We start from the raw sequence: 17,843 nt of genomic DNA on the forward strand, positions 1-17,843 counted from the left end.
GATTGTCAATTGCGTTCGTTGCTACTTTTCCGGCTGCATTTCTTTGAAGTGTGCGGCCAGTCCTTGATAACGGGCACGCATGTTGCTGCTCATGCCTTTGCAGAAGCGGGCGGTACCAAAATCGGTCAGGAGCGCATCAAACAAGCCGCGCCGACGGCCGATCTTGAACATCAAGACATTTGATGACACATCGGCAATCAGTGTGATGCGGTCTTTCCCCTGCAACTCGCCCATCGCGTCCGAGATGGCCTCTTCAATCGGAGACCCTTCAACCTTCAGGGCAATTTGCAGCGTGCTTTCTGCGGCAATCTTGTTCAATGTTGCCGGGTCGAATGACGGATCCTGGCAAACCAGACTGAAGGCCATAACCTGTGCGGCGTCGTCCATCAGATGCAACTCGTCTTTGTCGCGGTTGTCGTCGATATAGATCAGGTGCTGCGCGGACAGCATGCGCACCAATTCTGCGCGCTTCAGCAAATATTGTATGGATCTAACCGTTTGGTCCTGCTGGGAAGGCTGGGAATTTTCCTCTTGTGCAGCGGCGGATAAGGTCAGCGCCATGCATGCGGCGAAGGCAGTGGTGATCAGCTTTTTCATGGAGAAACCTTTCCATATCTTATTGTTCATAGTGTCATAGCATTGTTTTGCTGGGGCGAAACATGCTAATTCGCACCGGTGGCTTTACCCAATGCAGAGAGTAAGAGTGCATGGAAATATTTGTGGATGCGGATGCCTGTCCCGTGAAGGAAGAGGTGCTCAAGGTTTCCTACCGGCATGACATGAGGGTTCATCTGGTCTCCAACGCCTGGCTGCGTCTTCCTGTGGGGGACAATGTCAAGAAAGTGGTCGTGGGAGATGCTTTTGATGCCGCGGATGACTGGATCGTGGAGCATGCGGCAGCGGGTGATATCTGCATCACAGGCGATATCCAGTTGGCCGCCCGGCTGATTGAAGCCGGTGCAGTGGTTCTGGGCCATAACGGCAAGCCGTTTACAACAGATAACATCGGCATGGCGCTGGCCATGCGCGAGCTCAAATCCCAGCTGCGGGACATGGGTGAGGATCGGGGCTTCAATGCAAGCTTTTCCCAAAAGGATCGTTCCCGTTTCCTGTCTGCGCTGGAACTGGCGGTACAAAAAGGCAAACGCAGCTGAGCACCCGCAGAGTTTGAATGGCAAAAGAAAACGGCGCAGGCCATGAGCCGCGCCGTTTCCCCGACATATGCCTAACCCCTTAGACTTTGATGTCGATCTTGAGGCCTTTACCATTGATGGTGTGCGGCGCTTCAAGTTTTACCTTGCTCTGAGGTACGTCATTGAGATCCAGCTTGGCGCCGCCACCATTCTTTTGTGGTGCGATGCCCGCTGTATTTAGCTGCAGGGCAGGGCCAGATGAAATGCTGCTGATCATAAAGTACTCCTGAACCGAATCCGACGATTTTTTGTGGTTACAGGGGACTTATTGCCAGATGGCGTTTCCTTTGTGAAGAGATGGATAAAATTTTATCCAGATTGCTGATTTTATTGAACTTTTGGTAACCAATCGGACAGGAATTGAATACTGTTTTGGCCCATCACCATGCGGATCACATCTTCTGAAACGCCACGTTTCATCAGGGCCTGTGTGATGGCCCCGGTATCGGCGGCAGTGATGGCCTTGACCGTGCCGTCCCAATCGGACCCCAGCACCACATGATCGGCGCCGACAAGGTCAATGCCGTAGGCGATGCTTGCAGCAATATCATCAGGTGTGTCACCGCAGGCCGCCTTGTCCCAGAAGCCGACAGCAATCAGGCCACCCTTGCTGGCAATCGCCTGCATCAGGTTGTCCGGGAAATTACGCGGGGTATTGCAGTGCCCGCGAAAGCCGGTGTGGGAAACCACCACTGGACGCGTCGCGATCTTGAGCGTGTCCCAGGCGACCTGCTCAGATGAATGGGCTAGGTCAATGATAATTTCGCGTTCTTCCAGGCGTTCAACCACCTGCTTGCCAAAGTCTGTAAGGCCGCCTTTCCCCGTGCCATGCAAGGAACCGCCGAGCTGGTTGTCGAAAAAGTGCACCAAGCCCACCATGCGGAAGCCGGCATCGTACATCCGGTCGATGTTTGCAATGTCCCCTTCCAGCGGATGGGCCCCTTCTGTGCCCAACAGGGCACCAAGCGGCGCGCCGGACGATTGTGTAGCGCGGGCTTCAAGATATTGCTGAAGTTCGGCTTGCGTTCGCACCCACATCATGCCACCGCGGGAACGCTCGATGGCGCTATCAAGCTTTTCAGCCTGATAAAGCGCTCGCTCCAGCAGGCTGCCCCATGTCCTGATCGGCCAACCCTGGCCAATGGCAAGCAGGGTGATGTTGTCGCTTGAAGCGTCGTTTGCGTTCAGGTTTTGGCCGCGCGGCGTTTTTGTGACTGTGGTGAACATCTGCAGGCCAACATTGCCTGCCTGCAGGCGCCGCAGGTCTACATGACCCTGATCATTGTGGGCCAGCAGATCGCGTTCCCATAGAAGCGTATCCGCGTGCCAGTCCATTACCAGAAGCGACTGGTGGAGGACTGCGGCGTCAGCATTCAAGCTATAGGGCCGGTGTGCGACCTGTTTGTTCATGGTGCGGTCGGCCATGGGTGCTGCGATCAGGCGCAAGCCGACATAGCCAACCAGAAGCACCAATAGCGCGACGGTGACAGTGATTTTGAGAACACGAGCCATAAAAAATCCTCCCCTAAATGAAATATAGGGGAGGAAACCTGTTTGGCGAGCCCTGATAGCCCGTGCTGGACTTTTCCGGCTAGAGGCTGCCCTGCCAGCCGGCCTTTGCGCCCAAGGCAAACGCAGCTTAAGGGGTGACGTCCATGACCTTTGTCTTTTGAGATACAGCAAGGGCCTTGTCAGACACGGCGACCTGCGTCGCTACCCTGATGCCTGAAGCGCTGCGGCCAGTTGGCGAGACCCTAGCCTCGCTCCCTGACGGCAGGTCGCGCACGCGGATTTCGGCCACCACCTTTTTTTCGCCGGTCGACAGCAGTTTGCGCTCATAGTCGGAATCGATGCCCGCGACAGCTTTGCTGAAGGCTTCCTGTATCTTCTTATCTTCAGGGAGCAGCGGTTTGATTTCGCTTAGCACCAGACGCTTGTCGTAATCGCTATCGATTGTGGTAGCGGCTTCAATTGCGGCCAGCCAGTTCTGGTTGTCAAACGCGCCGTGGGAAACAACGGAGCCAAGCGCCAGGCGCTTTTCATAGTCGCTGCTGATCTTGGCGATTGCCTTGATAACAACGGTTGTCGCCTTGCGTGACTGGCCCAGTTGCTCAACGAAAGAGCTCAGCAGCAGGCGGAGTTCATAGTCGCTTTCCATCTCGCTCGCAGCCACATTGGCAAGGCGCTCCAGATTGTTATCGCTCAGCGACTGACCGCTGACTGCCGAAGACAGCAGGAGGCGCATTTCATAGTCGCTTTCAATCGAACGAGCGACGTCGATCAAGTCTTCCATTGTCTTATTGTCAGCGCCGAACCGTGCGATGTAAGGCGTCAGTAGCAGACGAAGCTCATAGTCGCTGTCGATCGCGCGAGCGGCCTTCATGATCTTAGGCATCACGCTTCTGTCCAACTCTGGTTCATCAAGCAACAGTGACAGGGCCAGGCGCATGTCATAGTCGCCGTCCATTTTGGCAAAGCGGTCGGCCAGGTCTTTAAGCTCGCGCCTGGAAAGGTCGGCCATATTCACCAGATGGGACGCATACACGCGGGCAACATAGTCGCTGTCGATCTGCTCGATCTCTTTCACGACGCCGCTGGTGCCTTTGGTGTTCATGATGCGGGTAATCCGGGCTTCGGCATTCAGGCCCACTTCCCGAACAAGCAGCAGCAGGGTTTCAGCCAGCCATTTTTCGCCTTCCTTGTCGAAGCCGGTTTTCTTGCCGTTCTTCCAGTAGGTAGTTTCCAGCTTGCCGCCCGGGTTTTCAATGCGTGCCCGGTATGTCTTGCCGCCGGATTTGGAGCGCAGGTCCAGCATAGCGCCTTCTGCCATGGACGCGATGGCCTCGTCGTTATCTGTCAGGGTGAAATCGCCATCCCAGCGGATCTTGATCTCGCGCTTGCCGTCATTCCAGGTCATCATGCCGTTGCCGTCTACGTCTGTGATGTGACGCCGTACGTGGCCATCCTCGTCATGGGAAGACATCTCAAGGCCGAACGATTCTGCACTTTCTGCGATCAGGCGTGCTTCTTCCGAGACTTGAGCCTCTGCCTGGGCAATGGCCACGCGCATTTCTTCGGCGATCTGTTCCTCAGTTGGCGCGTCCGGATGGCCCGTTTCCTTGGCTTCTTTTGCCATCACGCGCGCCCGCTCAGCCACCTTGGCCCTTGCTTCTTCAATAGAGCGCCGCATCTCGGCCTCAATTTCCGCCGGGCTTGGTGGTGTGTCAGGGTGGGCTGTGCTGCTTGCCATAATGGATGTCGGCATCTCGGCAGAAAGCGCGCCCGCGAACTGGATGCTGGGCAGGCCCAGCGTGATGGCCAGAAGGCCTGTGGCTACGGCACCTTTGGCCGCCATGCCGGATTTTCTGAACGGTTGGCCGGTAGCGCCAATAAGGCGCTCGACCCTGAATTTTAACATTGATTTGTCACCAGCCATTGCTAGTCCCCACTGTATTTGTCGTGTTTGATGTATTTTTGTGGCGCAGGTGTAGAGGGCGGCTGCAACGGATTTAGCGTCAGCCAAATGGGTTGCTGCCCATTCATCAGCGGAAAGTTCCGCGATGTCAGACAACCGCTTGCGCGCCAGAAGGAATAGCGGTTGAAAGAAAAACAGTCGTGACAAGGCCTGCATGATCATCAGCATATGCGGGTCGCGGCGCACCATGTGTGCAACCTCATGAGCCAGCAAGCTGTTGAGTTCGCTTTCCGGCAGGTCGTCAAAGGCCCAGTCAGGCAAACAGATTTCACGCCGGGGCAGGCATACCGGGCTTTTGATGTCGCTTGACCGGCTAAGGTAAGGCACATGCTTGATGCCGGCTGCGGTACAGATTGCCCGCAGTGCTTTATTGGAATCGTGCTCTGGCGGGACCCGCAGGCGGCTGCCAAGGCCCTTGATAGCGAATGCATACCCGCCGAGGAGCAGCAGCAGGGCAACGCCCGCCAGCATGGCCCATGTCAGGGCCGCCAGCTCCTTGGTGCGCAGGGTGCCAAGGAAGTCCCAAAGGGTTGTTTGACGCGGCAGGGCGCGCTGGCTTGTCTGCAACGGTTGGTTGGTCGCAGGCAATTGCTGTTCCTGCGGCTGCTCAACTAAAGGATCAAGCATTTCCTGTTGAGATGGGGGCAGCCTGCGGGCAGGAAGTGCCGTGCGTTCGCCTTGTATATCCTGTGGCAAGGGATCAATCATGGGTACCATGCCAGCGAGCGGTCGCCCTTCGTTGAATTCGTCAACCAGGGCGGATGTCTTTTCATGCTGAATGGTGATGGGTTTGGATATCCAGTCCCCGATGGGCAAAAGCGCGACGAATGATCCTGCAATGGCCAGCTTCCAGGCCATATCTGCAAGATCAGGCGTGTTCAGCAGTCGTGTTTTTTCCATCAGCCAGACCGCGCCAAGAAGGACGCTGCTGGCAACCATGAATTTCAGCACCAGCGTCAGGGCCGGCATGTCAAAGAAAAGATCAAACATCAGCTGTTCTCCCCATCGATCAACTGCTTGATTTGGTCCAGTTCGGTTTTTTCGATTTCCCCTTCATTGACCAGATGCGCGAGGAGAGCTTTGCTGTCGCCCTTGAACAGGGTGGATACCAGCGATGAAACCATGGACCGCTTCACATCGCCTTCGCTGATCAGCGGTCTGTAGACACGTTCACGGCCCCGGGTTTCCGAAGCCAGAACGCCTTTTTTCTCCAGCCGGGACAAGATTGTCCCGACTGTTGTATGTGCGAGGCCCAGATTATCCAGCTTCGCCTGCACGTCCTTGGCTGAGCCTTCACCCAGCTTCCAGAGTGCTTGGACGAGCTGATATTGTTGATCTGATAGTTTAATGTTCGCTGTCATGTCTCGGACCTTCTACTACATGTGTAGAAGTTTGATTACTACAGCTGTAGTAAGTCGTCAACCAAAAGAATCTGAAAAGCCTCACGCAGGCGGAAAAGTACCCACCCCCGAAAAGGCGGATTTGATTTTTTGTATTGATGGCATAAGGTGTTGCCCGAGCTGGTATCACATTGGGGGAATCATGTGGCCCTAGACCTATCGTCATTGACATTGGTGACAGTCCTGATTTTGGCTGTGTCGACCTTTGTGCTGGCGGCACATTGGGTGGCTAACTTCAGCTTTGCGGGTTTGGGACGGATTGCGGTCGGCATGGGCATGGCAACCGCGGGGGTCGTCATCTTCATGATGGCGGCGGGACCATCCAAGCCGCTTGGGATTCTCCTTGGGGATCTCCTGATATTGATGGGGCACCTGTGGTTCTGGTTGGGCATAGCGGATTATTGGAAAGAACGGTCCCGGCGTCTGACGTATCTCGCCGGCTTCATCATGGTCTTTGCCATCATCATACTGGTGAACAACGTGATGCAGGGTGGCACGCCGGAAAACCGGGCGGCACTGTATTCTTTCTTTGTGGCGGTCTTTTCGACCGGGGCTGCGCTTTCGGTCGTGCAGGCCCTTGGTGGGCGGGTCGGCCTTTATAAGGGCATCATCAAACGCAAGACCATCGGCACAAGCACCATTGCCGGCGTATTTTTCGCCCACGCTGCTTTCAATGTGTATCGCGGTATCGTTCTGCAGTCGATGACAGCTCCGGGGGCGGGGGGTGACCAATCGGCTCTTGCATCGATAACGCAAATCGAAGGGACGCTGTTCGCGCTTGCGCTGACGGTTTCGATGATTGTCTCAACGGCAGAACGGGTTCAGGCGGACCTTCGCATTCAGGCCATGATGGACCCGCTGACGCACGCGCTGAACAGGCGCGCCTTCATGACGGTGATCAAGACAGTGCTGGCGCGGTCCCGCCGTCTCAGTGAGCCTGTTTCGTTGATCATGATGGATATTGATAAATTCAAGCGGATCAACCTGAAGCACGGACACCTGGTGGGGGATGCTATCCTCAGGCAGTTTGCCGATGGCGTCATGGAAGGCCGTCGGGCGCAAGATGTATTCTGCCGCTTTGGTGGTGAGGAATTTGTGCTCTTGCTGCCTGGCACGTCGGAAGAGGGCGCAGAGCTGGTTGCCCACCGAGTTCGGGACGCCGTAACCGGCTACCCATTCCAATATGGCAAGAAGGATATCAGCCTGACAGTCAGCTTCGGCGTAACCACGGCACGCGGCGACGACCTGCTGCCGGACAGCATACTGGACGCGGCCTACAAGGCCCTGCGCGAAGCCCAGAAAGAGGGCAGGAACCAGATCGAGGTGTCAGGCAGCGGGAGCGTGAAGCCTGGATAACGCAAGGGTGATGGCAAACAAAAAGCGGCCCGGATCATTGATCGCGGGCCGTTTCTTTATTCTAGAGCCATGTGGTGGCTAGAGCTTTTCAACCAGCAGGCTGCCGATTGAATAGCCCGCGCCGAAGGAGCAGATGATGCCCTTGTCGCCGACTTTCATGTCGCGGTGGTTTTCATGGAAGGCCACGATGGAGCCCGCGCCTGCGGTGTTGCCATATTGATCCAGTACCGTCGGGGCTTCGTGCTCCTCCGGTTCGCGGCCAAGCAGCTTCTTGGCGGCATACATATTCATGTTGATGTTTGCCTGGTGCAGCCACATACGGCTGAGGTCTTCAACTTTCAGGCCGGCATCCTCAAGCTGGCTGGAGATAAACTCGGTCACCAGTGGCAGCAGTTCCTTGAACACCTTGCGGCCTTCCTGCATGAAGAACATGTCCTTGCGTAGCAGGCTGTCGTCGTCAAGGCGGGTCATTGGGCCATAATGTGTACGGATGTTCGAGGAGAACTGGGTCTCGGCCTTGGTGCCGGTCACTTTCCAGAGGTCATCGCCCTTGGCAACCGACGCGTCTTCAAGCACAACGGCTGAGGCGATATCGCCAAAGATAAAGTGGCTGTCGCGGTCGCGGAAGTTCACCATGGTGGAGAAGATTTCCGGGTTCACCATCAGCACGCGTTTCGCTGTGCCGGATTTGATGGCATTCACGCCTGCGATCAGGCCGTAAGTGGCGCTGGAGCAGCCCATCACCATATCAAGGGCACTGCCCTTTGTGCCCAGGTGCTTCTGTACTTCGATCCCAATGGCCGGGAAGAAGCGCTGCACTACTGCGGCCGAACAGATGATCTGGTCAATGTCTTCAGGTTCCAGGCCGGCGTTTTTTATCGCCTCCTTGGCTGCTTCAATCGCCATGTGGGCCTGGAAGCATGGGCGCTCGTCGTCGCCGTGGCCGCCTTTCGGCATTTTGGACATCATGCGGTCGAGGTCCATCACGCCCTCTACATCCACCAGGTGGCGGGCTTTGATGCCGGAAGCCTTCTCTATGAATTCGGCACTGGAGTGCTGCTTGGCTGGGATCAGGCCGGCGTCGATATCGGCCTTGTTGCGGGCGTTGAAATCGTCAACATATTCGTTGAACGTCTTGACGAGTTCCTCATTGGTGATTTTGTGCGGCGGCACATACAGACCCGTTCCCGAAATTACTACATCAACCATACCAAACAGTTCCTTGTTTTTCCGCCTTGCCTTACGCCGATTTGTGACAGGCTTGTTACATTGGGCGCATAGATATACTGCCTTTTTCCCCAACATCCAACCAATCATTCCGGGAATATCTGCCATGCAAAAAATGGCTTAGTTTTCTGTAGGATAGCGACATGCGCTATGCTACCAAACGGATATGTCGATTTGGGGTAAAATTATTGGTGCTGCAGCTGGGCTGGCCTTGGGCGGGCCCATAGGGGCCCTTTTAGGCGTTGCGGCAGGCGCCGCGGTGGACGCCGGCGTCGCGAACCGAACGGCCGATCCTGACGCCACAAAACAGATCACCTTCACCATTGGCGTGATTGCGCTGGCTGCCAAAATGGCCAAGGCCGATGGGCGCGTGACCCGCGAGGAAGTGGACGCCTTCAAGCAGGTGTTCCGTGTGCCCCCCGAAGAAATGGCAAATGTTGGCCGGGTGTTCGATATGGCGCGCCGGTCCACCACCGGGTTCGATGCCTACGCCAAGCAGATCGCCAGTCTGATGCATGATAATCGCCCTGTGTTGGCCGACCTTCTGGAGGCGCTGTTTTTCATTGCGAAATCCGATGGTGAAGTACACCCCAATGAACTCAATTATATCCGCGCTGTAGCAAAGATCTTCGGCTACCGGCAGGCGGAAATTGAGGCGCTGGTGCACCGGCATGTCGGGGCGGACCCGGATTGTCCATACAGCGTGTTGGGGGTTGACCCCGGCATTGACGATGCGGCGCTGAAGTCCCACTACCGCAAGCTGGTGCGGGATAACCACCCTGACCGCCTTATTGCGGCGGGTGTGCCGAACGATTTCATTGCGGTCGCAACCCGTCGGGCTGCGGAAATCAACGTGGCTTACGACAAGATCAAGGCCATGCGAAACAGTGCCGGGACGCGCACGGAGCAACGCGCATGAGGACCCGGGATATCCTGTTGGTCATTCTGGTGACCCTGGTTTGGGGACTGAACTTCATCGCTGTGAAATGGGCCGTTGAGGACCTGCCACCCCTGGTGGCTAATGCCACCCGTTTCATTGTGGTCGTGGTCGTTCTGCTGCCATTCCTGAAGATTGTGCCGGGCCGTATGAAAGACCTGGCCATAGCTGCCGTCAGCCTGGGGGTCATCCACTTTGGTGCGGTGTTCATGGGAATGCAGCTCGCAGGCGGTGTTGGCGCGGTGGCGATTGCTTCGCAGCTGAATGTGCCCTTTTCTACCATCCTGGCAATCATCGTTTTGCATGAAACCGTTGGCTGGAAGCGGGTGGTTGGTATTGCGCTCAGCTTCGCGGGAGTTCTGGTGCTGGGGTTTGACCCAAATGTATTCGCCTATTGGGACGCGCTTCTGATCATCGTGTTTGCCGCCTTCATGTATTCTGTGTCGGCTGTATTGATGCGGCGGCTCAAGGAGGTGCGCGCCGTAACCACCCAGGCCTGGGTGGGTGTGGCTGGCATTCTGGGGTCTGCCGTCCTGTCGTCAATCTTTGAAACCGGGCAGTTCGAGGCCCTTGCCAACACTGGCACAAAGGCCTGGATTGCCGTTGTTTACACGGGTATAGGGGCATCTGTTATTGGCCATGGTGGGGCGAACTATCTGCTTCGTAAATATGAAGTTTCGGTGGTGTCGCCATACTTCCTGATGATGCCGGTTTTTGCTGTAGGCGGCGGCATCCTGATCCTGGGCGAGGAGTTCACCTGGCGTATGGCCGTGGGCGCAGCGCTGACGCTATTGGGTGTGATGGTTGTTACGCTCCGCAATAGTGCGCGCGCCAAGTCGCTGGCGGTGGCGGAGATCAAGCCTGCAACAGAGGAAGCGAAGGGCTGAACAGATGATGAAGGTCATCGAACATCCTTCTCCAAACTGGAACGAACGCCCCGGTGGGCAATCCCCGGATATGGTAGTGATACATTATACCGGGATGCGGACGGGGACCGAGGCGCTGGAGCGCTTGTGTGACCCAAAGGCCGAAGTGTCCGCCCATTATCTGATTGAAGAAGATGGCCGTATTTTCCGCCTGGTGCCTGACGACAAGCGCGCGTGGCATGCTGGCGTGTCATCCTGGCAAGGACGCGAGAACCTGAATCATTATTCCATTGGCATCGAGCTTGTTAACCCGGGACACGAGTTTGGCTACCGCGAATTTCCGGGTCGGCAAATTTCTTCGCTGCTGGACCTTCTAACAGACTTAAAAAAGAGGCATACTATCCCCGTGGCGCATTTCATCGGGCATAGCGATATCGCGCCTGACAGAAAAACCGACCCAGGCGAGCTGTTTCCCTGGAAACTGCTGGCCAAAAATGGGTTTGGTTTATGGTCAGATGCCGATGGAAGCGACACCGAAGCTATCGCACGGCGTGGGGACACCGGCGATATAGTTGGTAACCTTAACAAACAATTAGGTATCGTCGGATATCCTTTGAATCACACCGGAAGTTTTGACGCTGCCACTGAATCTATCATCCGTGCCTTTCAGGCACATTGGCGACCCGAAACAGTATCTGGGTGCTTTGACAAGGGAACAGCCGCCAGGCTTGCCGACATTGTCAGTCAGATACGCATAAATGGGGAACGTTTATGAAGAAACTGCTCTTTTCCACCTTCCTGACAGCAATTGCGATGCCAGCTCTGGCACAGAATGACTCTGTTTCTACTGAGCACCGACCGAACGAGCACACCATGGCATGCCTTGAGGCGCCAACGCGGGACTGTGCCTTCACATCAGCGCTCCAGACAGTGATCGGTGAAGAGTTCGGGATCGAGCGCGCAAAGGTGTTGATCGGTGTGGCTCGCGCCATGATCGAAACCGGGCAAAAGGATCAGGCGATCCAAACCCTGATGCTGGCGCTGGATGAAGCAAGGTCGGTTCGCCTGACATTGGTAACCCAGGAAAAAATTACAGTCATCGCACCGCTCCTGGCACGTGCCGGGGACGGAGCAGGCGCGCTTGCGCTTGCTGAAGAATTACAAAATGACGGTATTCGTGACGCTGTGCTGGCAAAAATTTCGGAAGAAGCCATTTCAGCGGGAAAGCTGGCAGATGCTCGAGTTGCTCTGGGGCAGATGTCCAACCAGGTAAAAGCTTTTTGGCGTGAGCTGTCGCTGTTGCCGCGGGCACCGCGTGAGGCCCTGGCCACTGTTGATATTGCCGGTCTGGAAACCAAAGTGCGTGCAATTGAGGTTCCAGATCAAAGGTATCAGGGCATGGTGCAACTGGCTATCCTCGCTGACCGCATGGGGCGCCCAGGCGACCGAAACGCTTATCTTGCAGAAGCGGATGAGCTGTTCAGCTCAGTTGTCGGTATTTCATCCCGTGCCACCATCGCGGCCCAGCGCGCCCGCAGCATGTTCGAAGCGGGCATGAATGAAGCATTCGTTCAGGAAAGCTATGAATTGGCTCTCTTGCATGGCGGGCGTGTCAGGAACACCATGGGCTTGGTCGATTTTGCCAAGAAGGTTGGTGTGATTGAGGCTGCACGCGGCGACTTGGAAACTGCCCTGTCTCGGCTTGAATTCTTCATCGCGGTGGACGAAAAAGCGCAATATCTGGCGTCTCTAAGGGCTGGCTCTAACCAGAGCATTTTCGCTGCAGAGATGCGCGAGCTACTCAATGAAGTGGGAGAGCTTCAGGGCGCGTATGAGCGAGACTTGGTGCGATTGACACTTCTTGAAGGGGCGCTTGGCAATTCTGATATGTATCTGGCCCGCCATGTGGTTGAAGCCATGGAAGATGATGATAACCAGGCGCTGGCCCTCGCGTTGATGGCGCCGCTTCTGGAATAGGTTTCGGGGCAATCTTGCCTGAGCATAGAAAAAGGCCGGTCCATTTGGGCCGGCCTTTTCCGTTTGGTGCGTCTTGTTTAACGTCAGATCTCGGTCGACGCGCTCGCTGGCACATGTGGTTCTCCACCTGGGGCTGTCACTGGCTTGTAGCGCGTGATCCACAGGAAGGCCGCGGGGGCGAAATAGAAGCTCACGATCATGGACAGGAATGCACCGCCTGCAATGGCCACAGCAAAGGGTGGCCAGAAGGCGCCGCCGGCCAGAATAAGCGGCGTGAAGCCGCCCACTGTCGTGATGGTGGTGGAAACAATATGTCGCCCGGTGCTCATCACACCTTCAACCACTGCGTCAGCGTCGCCGGCGCGGGCCGCTTCCCTGCCTCTCAGCTCAGACTGGATCACGATTGTAGCGTTGATCGCGAGGCCCACAAGGCCCATCAGGCCGAAGATCACCACGAAGCTGAGCGGGAAGTTGAAGAACCAAAGCGAAAACAAGCCAAGTCCGGCAGCCTGAACCGCCGCGGCAAAAGTTACGAATGCCATGCGGAAACTGTTGAAGGTCAGCACAATGGCCAGCAACATCAGCACCATCAACAAGCCCACAGTGCCGAATAGTTTGGTCATGGCCTCATCGCGTTTTTCCGACTCGCCACCGAATTCGATTTTGTATCCCGGTGGGATCTCAAGGTGCTCCTTCTCAAGCGTCTTCTTTAGCGCTTTGAACGCTGTATCAGGCAGCACGCCAAAATCCAGGTAGGCCTGAACTTTGTTCATGCGGACGCCATCATGGTGCTCGATCGTACCAACCTTGGTAGTCAGCTCCACGTCTGCAACGGCAGAAACGGGCAGGTCTGTGAGCCCCCGGGATGTTGTGCCCTGGACGGGCCGACCGATCAGGCTCATGTTGGCGATGGAGCTGATATTGGACCAATTGGCACGGTCTGCGATCAGGCGTACCGGTACCTGCTGGGTTTCCTCGATGACATGGGTTGCCACGATGCCGCCGGTGAGCGCCTGCAATTGGGCCTCCACCTGGCTGAGCGTCAGGCCGGTAACCGATACATCGTCCTCCCGTGCCTTCACGTTGATCATGGGGCGACCGGCCTTCAGCGTGGTTTTGGTGAAGGTCACGTTCGGCAGGCGGCTGATTATGGCGCGCATGTCTTCGCCCAGGCTTTCGAGAACGGCCAAATCCGGCCCCTGGATACGGACCTCAAGCGGGGCGGCAATCGGTGGGCCGGTGCCTAGTTCGCGCACCAGCACCGTGGCTTCCGGCAACAACAGCGTCAGTTCATCCTGAAGGCGTGGGATAAGGCCTGGGATCTGGTCGAAATCCTCAACCGTGACCACGGCTTCCGCGGCATTCACCAGGCCATCGTTCCGGGCCATCATGCTGTAATAGAATTTCGCGGCCCGCGTGCCGATAAACCAGTGGGTCGTCTGGATTTCAGGGTTGGTGCGCAGGTCCCGGTCAAGCTGCTCAACCACACGGCGGGTCTCTTCAATGGATGTCTGCGCCGGCATCTGAATCTCGACCCGGAACTGGTTCCGGTCGCTTGTCGGGAAAAACTGCTCTGTCAGTTGACCTGCCAGGAGGAAGCCAAGCATGGGGATCGCTGTTGCGACGACCATTGAGCGAACAGGGCGTTTTACCGACCATTCCAGGCTTTTGCGGAAGGGAACGGAAAGGGCTTTCCCTTCAATGCCGTCACGCCACCAGACACGCTTGATTGGCCCGGCATTTGGCGCCCGCCCTTCGACCACGCGCCCGGCGACAGCCGAGATGATGGTGAAGGCAATCACATAGGAGGCGATCAAGGACGCAATCACTGCGGCAGGCACACCGATCAGGAAATCGCCCGCATTGCCCGGCATCAGCACGAGCGGCATGAAGGCGATGATGGTTGTGAGTGTGGACCCCATCAGAGGTAGCCAAAGCTTGCGTACCGTTTTGGCCACCGCAACTGATCGGCGCTCGCCCATGAGGCGCAGGTGCTGGATCTCGTCCGTGATCACGATGGCGTTGTCCACCATGATCCCAAGCGCCACGATTAGGCCAGTAACCAGGACCTGTTCGATCCTCAGGCCCATGGCGTCCGTGATGGCGAGGGATGCCAGCAGGGTCAGAGGCAGGATAGACGCGGATACCAGCGAGGCGCGCCAACCAAGGGAGACCAGAAGTACGAGTAGCACCACCAGTGCGCCTTCCGCCAGATTACCCATCAGACCGTGCAGGCGCTCGTCAGCGTAAACCCGCTGGTCGAAAATGCGTTCCAGATGCACACTGGAGGGCAGGGTTTCCTCAAATGTGCCCAGAAGGGTACCCAGCTGTTCGGACCAGGCATCGATGCGGTAGTCTTCGAACATGCGCGCTGCAATCACCACGCCATAGTGGCCGTCCAGATAGGTCAGGCGGCTGGGCGGATTCTCGAATGCGCGTTCTACCATCGCCACGTCTCCGAGCCTGAGGCTCGCGCCCGATGCATCAAGCCCGAGCGGAATGCGGCGGATGCGGTCAAGGCTGTCGAGCGCGCCGGAGACCTGCACCACCATGCGGTTTTTGGCGTCGGACACCACGCCCGCAGCGCCCCGCGCATCGGACCCGCGAATGCGGGCAGCGACATCTTCCATGGTCAGGCCGTAAGCCGCGAGTTCCGCATCATCGATGCTGACGCGGATTTCTTCCTGCGGCAGGCCCAGAACATCCACGAAATCGGTACCGGTCAGGTTCCTGATCTGGCTTTCAATCTCGCGCGCATGGCGGCCAAGAATGGCATAATTGATTGGTGCATCAGCATGCCATGTCAGCGCCATGATGGCGGAGTGGGCATAGATGCGGGTATCGGAAAAATCGGGTGCCAGGGCGCCTGCAGGCAGATCGGTGACCTCAGAGACCTTGTCGCGAAGGCGGGCGGTGATGGGTTTGGCGTCATCGACGCGGTCTTCCAGCTCTACCGTGATCAGCGAAACCCCTGGGTTTGATACGCTCCAGACCTCTTTCACTTCCGGAATTTCGCGCATCTTGCGCTCCAGTTTTTCCGAAATTTCGGCCTCAACCCGCTCGGCGTCCGCGCCGGGATAGAAGGTCGTCACCTGGATTACCCGGCTCTGCATGTGCGGGTCTTCGAGGCGCGGCATGGTATAAAAGCTGTTGAAGCCGGCGATCACGATCAAGAGGAGGATCAGCCAGACCACGCGCGGGTGGTTATAGAGGGAACCTTTCATCTGTCGCCTCCCTTAACCGCGCGGCGCAGGATTGGAAGGCAGGATGGTCACCCGTTGGCCTGGGGCCAGGCGCTCGATCCCGTCGGCAATAACGCGGTCACCATCTGAAATGGTGCCGGTGACAAAGACCCGATTGTCGTCTGTATAGAGAATTTGGACATTTTCAAACCGCACCTGCGGGCCATCAGGTCCGTCCACAATCTTGTAGACGCGCCAAAGCCCACGCACGTCAGACGATAGGGCGCGAAGCGGCAACCATGAGCCTTCAGCTTCCTGCCAATCCCTGACCACAGCCGTTACAAGCTCGCCGCGGGCGGCCGTGCCGGACGGCAAGTCGAAGGTGACCATCATGGTACGGGTCTGGCCTTCAATGGCGGGTACGACCGAGCGGAGTGCGGCACCACTGATGACATTGCGGCGACCATCACGCAGTTCAATTGGTGCCCCCGTTTTGGCTGCTTCAGCATACTGCGGCGGCATGCCGATATGGGCTTCCATTCGGTTGTTCTCTGATATCTCTAGAATAGCGGTGCCAGCCCCCACAACGGTGCCTTCGTCCAGGAAGCGGGCAGTGATAATGCCGCTGAAAGGAGCTGTCATGTGGGATTTCGCCAGGTCCACATCGAGTGCGCTGATCGCCGCTTCCAGGCGTTTTTCATTGGCGCGCAGGGAAATGGCGTTTGCTTCGGCTTCATCCAGTCGCTGGGCCGAAGAATGGCCCTGGCTATAGGTTTCCTGGGCACGCTCCAATGTCCTTTCTGCAAGGTCAAGGCGGGCTTTCACTTCTTCGCGCTCCGCCAGCAACTGCGCACGCTGGGCTTCAAGTCGGGCGGTATCCAGCGCGGCGAGCGTGTCGCCTTTTTTTACGGCTGTGCCCAGGTCAACATGAATGGCGCTGACACTGCCGCCAAGCTCAAACGCCATCTGGCTGATGCGGCCAGGGACGGCGCGGCCGGTGAATGTCCGTTTGGCGTGATAGCCATGCTCCAGCGTGACTTCAGTGGTGCGGACGGGCAGGGACCGGCTTTTGCCGCTTTCCGGAACGCTCTGCGCTGTGATGCGGGCAGCGAGAATGCTGCTGAATACACCCACAGCAGCCAGGATTCCGACTGCCTTGAAAATTTTCCCACGCTGTACTGTCATGTTGTGTCCTGCTGTCGCCACTCGGGCGTTTTCTTCTGCGGGCCAGCTTGGCCTGACTTTTCTGCTTGTATATATAAACTGGACTGTATAGTCTAGTAAATTATCGAAACAATGGTTCCGTAACGTAAACTTGTTGCCGCTGCGTTTGTTGGCTTGCATATAAGGCATTGTGTTTGATATTTGTAGACTTGTGAGTCTAAAAAATATGCATAGCTGACTTGTCAGAAATTTGCATGTTGGTGAGGGACAGGCTATGGAAGGCCCCCTTGGATCGTGAATTCGGAACAGAAATAAAGGCTGAAAAACGTGTCGAATACTGCAGTTGCACACCAGGACGCTGAAGACGAGAACAAGCCCGCACGCGGTCGTCCGCGTGACGTGGAGAAGAACAGCGCGATCATTGATGCGGCAAGTCAGCTGTTTCTGGAAAACGGTTTTGACGGTACCAGCATGGATGAAGTGGCCAAAAGGGCCGGTGTTTCCAAGCAAACTGTTTACAGCCATTTCTCGTCGAAAGAGCAGCTTTTTGCGGACTCGATCCACATCACCATTGAGAAATATTTCCCGGACCAGGCCCTGCAGGGGCTTGAGACCCACACGCTGGAGGGTGATCTGACGGTTGTGGCAACCAAGTTTGCCCGCTTGCTTATGAGCCAGGATGCCATGGCGATGCACAGGGTGCTGGTGGCGGCCGCGGGGCGTGGGCCTGCGCTTGCAAAAATCTTCTGGGAAGCGGGTCCTGCAGAAATGATCGTCAAGCTTTCAGCCTTCCTGAAGGTCTGGGTCGACCGAGGCGAGCTGGATATCGATGATCTTGAAAAGGCTGCCGGGCGGCTGGTCTCCCTGCTGAAGGGCAAGCTGCATTTTGAAATGTCGATTGGCTTGTTCGATAGTGTCAGCGACGACGTGCTGAAGGCTCATGTTGACGATGTGGTGGACTGTTTCCTGCAGCTTTACCGCAAGAAATAGCATCGGCAATTTCAGTCGACCCAATAAAAAAGCCACTCGTTCGAGTGGCTTTTGTCATTTCCGACCTGGAGACAGG

At 56.7% G+C, this 17,843-nt stretch carries 15 protein-coding genes; 7 read left to right on the top strand and 8 right to left on the bottom strand.

Going from position 1 to position 17,843, the window contains the following annotated elements; genetic code table 11:
• Nucleotides 1-21 precede the first annotated feature (21 nt).
• Nucleotides 22-597, bottom strand: a complete 576-nt coding sequence (locus KORLAC_RS06885; RefSeq protein ID WP_068304790.1) for a hypothetical protein — start codon at nt 595-597, stop codon at nt 22-24.
• Between the two features lie 110 nt (nt 598-707).
• Between KORLAC_RS06885 and KORLAC_RS06890 the strand changes: the two genes are divergently transcribed.
• On the top strand, nt 708-1,154 hold the full coding sequence (locus tag KORLAC_RS06890) for a YaiI/YqxD family protein (RefSeq protein WP_068304792.1): 447 nt from the start codon (nt 708-710) through the stop codon (nt 1,152-1,154).
• Nucleotides 1,155-1,233: 79 nt separating this feature from the next.
• Here KORLAC_RS06890 and KORLAC_RS18870 read toward each other — a convergent pair whose 3' ends face one another.
• From KORLAC_RS18870 to KORLAC_RS06905, 4 genes are all read right to left on the bottom strand, one after another.
• Nucleotides 1,234-1,410 (bottom strand): hypothetical protein, encoded by a 177-nt coding sequence (locus tag KORLAC_RS18870; RefSeq protein ID WP_156432052.1) that lies wholly within the window; start codon nt 1,408-1,410, stop codon nt 1,234-1,236.
• Nucleotides 1,411-1,520: 110 nt separating this feature from the next.
• Nucleotides 1,521-2,705, bottom strand: a complete 1,185-nt coding sequence (locus KORLAC_RS06895) for a dipeptidase (protein ID WP_068304796.1) — start codon at nt 2,703-2,705, stop codon at nt 1,521-1,523.
• A gap of 127 nt (nt 2,706-2,832) precedes the next feature.
• The gene (locus KORLAC_RS06900) at nt 2,833-5,658 is read right to left on the bottom strand and encodes a M56 family metallopeptidase (RefSeq protein WP_068304798.1); all 2,826 of its coding nucleotides are present in this window, start codon (nt 5,656-5,658) and stop codon (nt 2,833-2,835) included.
• Nucleotides 5,658-6,029 carry a BlaI/MecI/CopY family transcriptional regulator gene (locus tag KORLAC_RS06905; RefSeq protein WP_068304800.1) on the bottom strand — a complete coding sequence of 124 codons (372 nt, stop codon included), beginning with the start codon at nt 6,027-6,029 and terminating at the stop codon, nt 5,658-5,660. Before KORLAC_RS06905 ends, KORLAC_RS06900 begins: the two co-directional genes overlap by 1 nt.
• A gap of 183 nt (nt 6,030-6,212) precedes the next feature.
• On the opposite strand from KORLAC_RS06905, the gene KORLAC_RS06910 reads away from it, so the two are divergent.
• Nucleotides 6,213-7,424: a GGDEF domain-containing protein gene (locus KORLAC_RS06910; protein ID WP_139167661.1), complete on the top strand. Its 1,212-nt coding sequence runs from the start codon at nt 6,213-6,215 to the stop codon at nt 7,422-7,424.
• A gap of 78 nt (nt 7,425-7,502) precedes the next feature.
• Here the strand turns inward: KORLAC_RS06910 and KORLAC_RS06915 are convergent, their stop codons facing one another.
• Nucleotides 7,503-8,633: a beta-ketoacyl-ACP synthase III gene (locus KORLAC_RS06915; RefSeq protein WP_068304804.1), complete on the bottom strand. Its 1,131-nt coding sequence runs from the start codon at nt 8,631-8,633 to the stop codon at nt 7,503-7,505.
• A gap of 184 nt (nt 8,634-8,817) precedes the next feature.
• Here KORLAC_RS06915 and KORLAC_RS06920 point away from each other — a divergent pair, with 184 nt between their 5' ends.
• The 4 genes from KORLAC_RS06920 to KORLAC_RS06935 are packed head-to-tail and all read left to right on the top strand — an operon-like array spanning nt 8,818 to nt 12,431.
• Nucleotides 8,818-9,570 (top strand): molecular chaperone DjiA, encoded by a 753-nt coding sequence (locus tag KORLAC_RS06920; RefSeq protein ID WP_068304807.1) that lies wholly within the window; start codon nt 8,818-8,820, stop codon nt 9,568-9,570.
• Complete coding sequence (locus tag KORLAC_RS06925) at nt 9,567-10,475, top strand: DMT family transporter (protein ID WP_068304808.1); 909 nt, start codon at nt 9,567-9,569, stop codon at nt 10,473-10,475. Before KORLAC_RS06920 ends, KORLAC_RS06925 begins: the two co-directional genes overlap by 4 nt.
• A 4-nt stretch (nt 10,476-10,479) precedes the next feature.
• Entirely contained in the window at nt 10,480-11,229 is a 750-nt protein-coding gene (locus KORLAC_RS06930) for an N-acetylmuramoyl-L-alanine amidase (RefSeq protein WP_068304810.1), read from the top strand.
• Nucleotides 11,226-12,431 carry a hypothetical protein gene (locus KORLAC_RS06935; RefSeq protein ID WP_068304813.1) on the top strand — a complete coding sequence of 402 codons (1,206 nt, stop codon included), beginning with the start codon at nt 11,226-11,228 and terminating at the stop codon, nt 12,429-12,431. The genes KORLAC_RS06930 and KORLAC_RS06935 overlap by 4 nt, the downstream gene beginning before the upstream one ends.
• An 83-nt stretch (nt 12,432-12,514) precedes the next feature.
• Here KORLAC_RS06935 and KORLAC_RS06940 read toward each other — a convergent pair whose 3' ends face one another.
• Entirely contained in the window at nt 12,515-15,655 is a 3,141-nt protein-coding gene (locus tag KORLAC_RS06940; protein ID WP_068304817.1) for an efflux RND transporter permease subunit, read from the bottom strand.
• A 12-nt stretch (nt 15,656-15,667) separates the two neighbouring features.
• Nucleotides 15,668-16,798, bottom strand: coding sequence for an efflux RND transporter periplasmic adaptor subunit (locus KORLAC_RS06945; protein ID WP_068304820.1), 1,131 nt, complete (start codon nt 16,796-16,798; stop codon nt 15,668-15,670).
• Nucleotides 16,799-17,104: 306 nt separating this feature from the next.
• Between KORLAC_RS06945 and KORLAC_RS19060 the strand changes: the two genes are divergently transcribed.
• Nucleotides 17,105-17,767, top strand: coding sequence for a TetR/AcrR family transcriptional regulator (locus KORLAC_RS19060; protein WP_068304821.1), 663 nt, complete (start codon nt 17,105-17,107; stop codon nt 17,765-17,767).
• The last annotated feature ends 76 nt before the right edge of the window (nt 17,768-17,843 follow it).

It is taken from the genome of Kordiimonas lacus, assembly GCF_001550055.1.
Classification (GTDB): Bacteria; Pseudomonadota; Alphaproteobacteria; order Sphingomonadales; family Kordiimonadaceae; genus Kordiimonas; species Kordiimonas lacus.

What these genes read in the sequence shown, in the direction of transcription:
- KORLAC_RS06890 (WP_068304792.1), top strand. Translation starts at nt 708, where the DNA reads ATGGAAATATTTGTGGATGCGGATGCCTGTCCCGTGAAGGAAGAGGTG.
- KORLAC_RS06905 (WP_068304800.1), bottom strand. Translation starts at nt 6,029, where the DNA reads ATGACAGCGAACATTAAACTATCAGATCAACAATATCAGCTCGTCCAA.
- KORLAC_RS06935 (WP_068304813.1), top strand. Translation starts at nt 11,226, where the DNA reads ATGAAGAAACTGCTCTTTTCCACCTTCCTGACAGCAATTGCGATGCCA.
- KORLAC_RS06915 (WP_068304804.1), bottom strand. Translation starts at nt 8,633, where the DNA reads ATGGTTGATGTAGTAATTTCGGGAACGGGTCTGTATGTGCCGCCGCAC.
- KORLAC_RS06945 (WP_068304820.1), bottom strand. Translation starts at nt 16,798, where the DNA reads ATGACAGTACAGCGTGGGAAAATTTTCAAGGCAGTCGGAATCCTGGCT.
- KORLAC_RS06895 (WP_068304796.1), bottom strand. Translation starts at nt 2,705, where the DNA reads ATGGCTCGTGTTCTCAAAATCACTGTCACCGTCGCGCTATTGGTGCTT.
- KORLAC_RS06885 (WP_068304790.1), bottom strand. Translation starts at nt 597, where the DNA reads ATGAAAAAGCTGATCACCACTGCCTTCGCCGCATGCATGGCGCTGACC.
- KORLAC_RS06940 (WP_068304817.1), bottom strand. Translation starts at nt 15,655, where the DNA reads ATGAAAGGTTCCCTCTATAACCACCCGCGCGTGGTCTGGCTGATCCTC.
- KORLAC_RS06930 (WP_068304810.1), top strand. Translation starts at nt 10,480, where the DNA reads ATGATGAAGGTCATCGAACATCCTTCTCCAAACTGGAACGAACGCCCC.
- KORLAC_RS18870 (WP_156432052.1), bottom strand. Translation starts at nt 1,410, where the DNA reads ATGATCAGCAGCATTTCATCTGGCCCTGCCCTGCAGCTAAATACAGCG.
- KORLAC_RS06920 (WP_068304807.1), top strand. Translation starts at nt 8,818, where the DNA reads ATGTCGATTTGGGGTAAAATTATTGGTGCTGCAGCTGGGCTGGCCTTG.
- KORLAC_RS06900 (WP_068304798.1), bottom strand. Translation starts at nt 5,658, where the DNA reads ATGTTTGATCTTTTCTTTGACATGCCGGCCCTGACGCTGGTGCTGAAA.
- KORLAC_RS06925 (WP_068304808.1), top strand. Translation starts at nt 9,567, where the DNA reads ATGAGGACCCGGGATATCCTGTTGGTCATTCTGGTGACCCTGGTTTGG.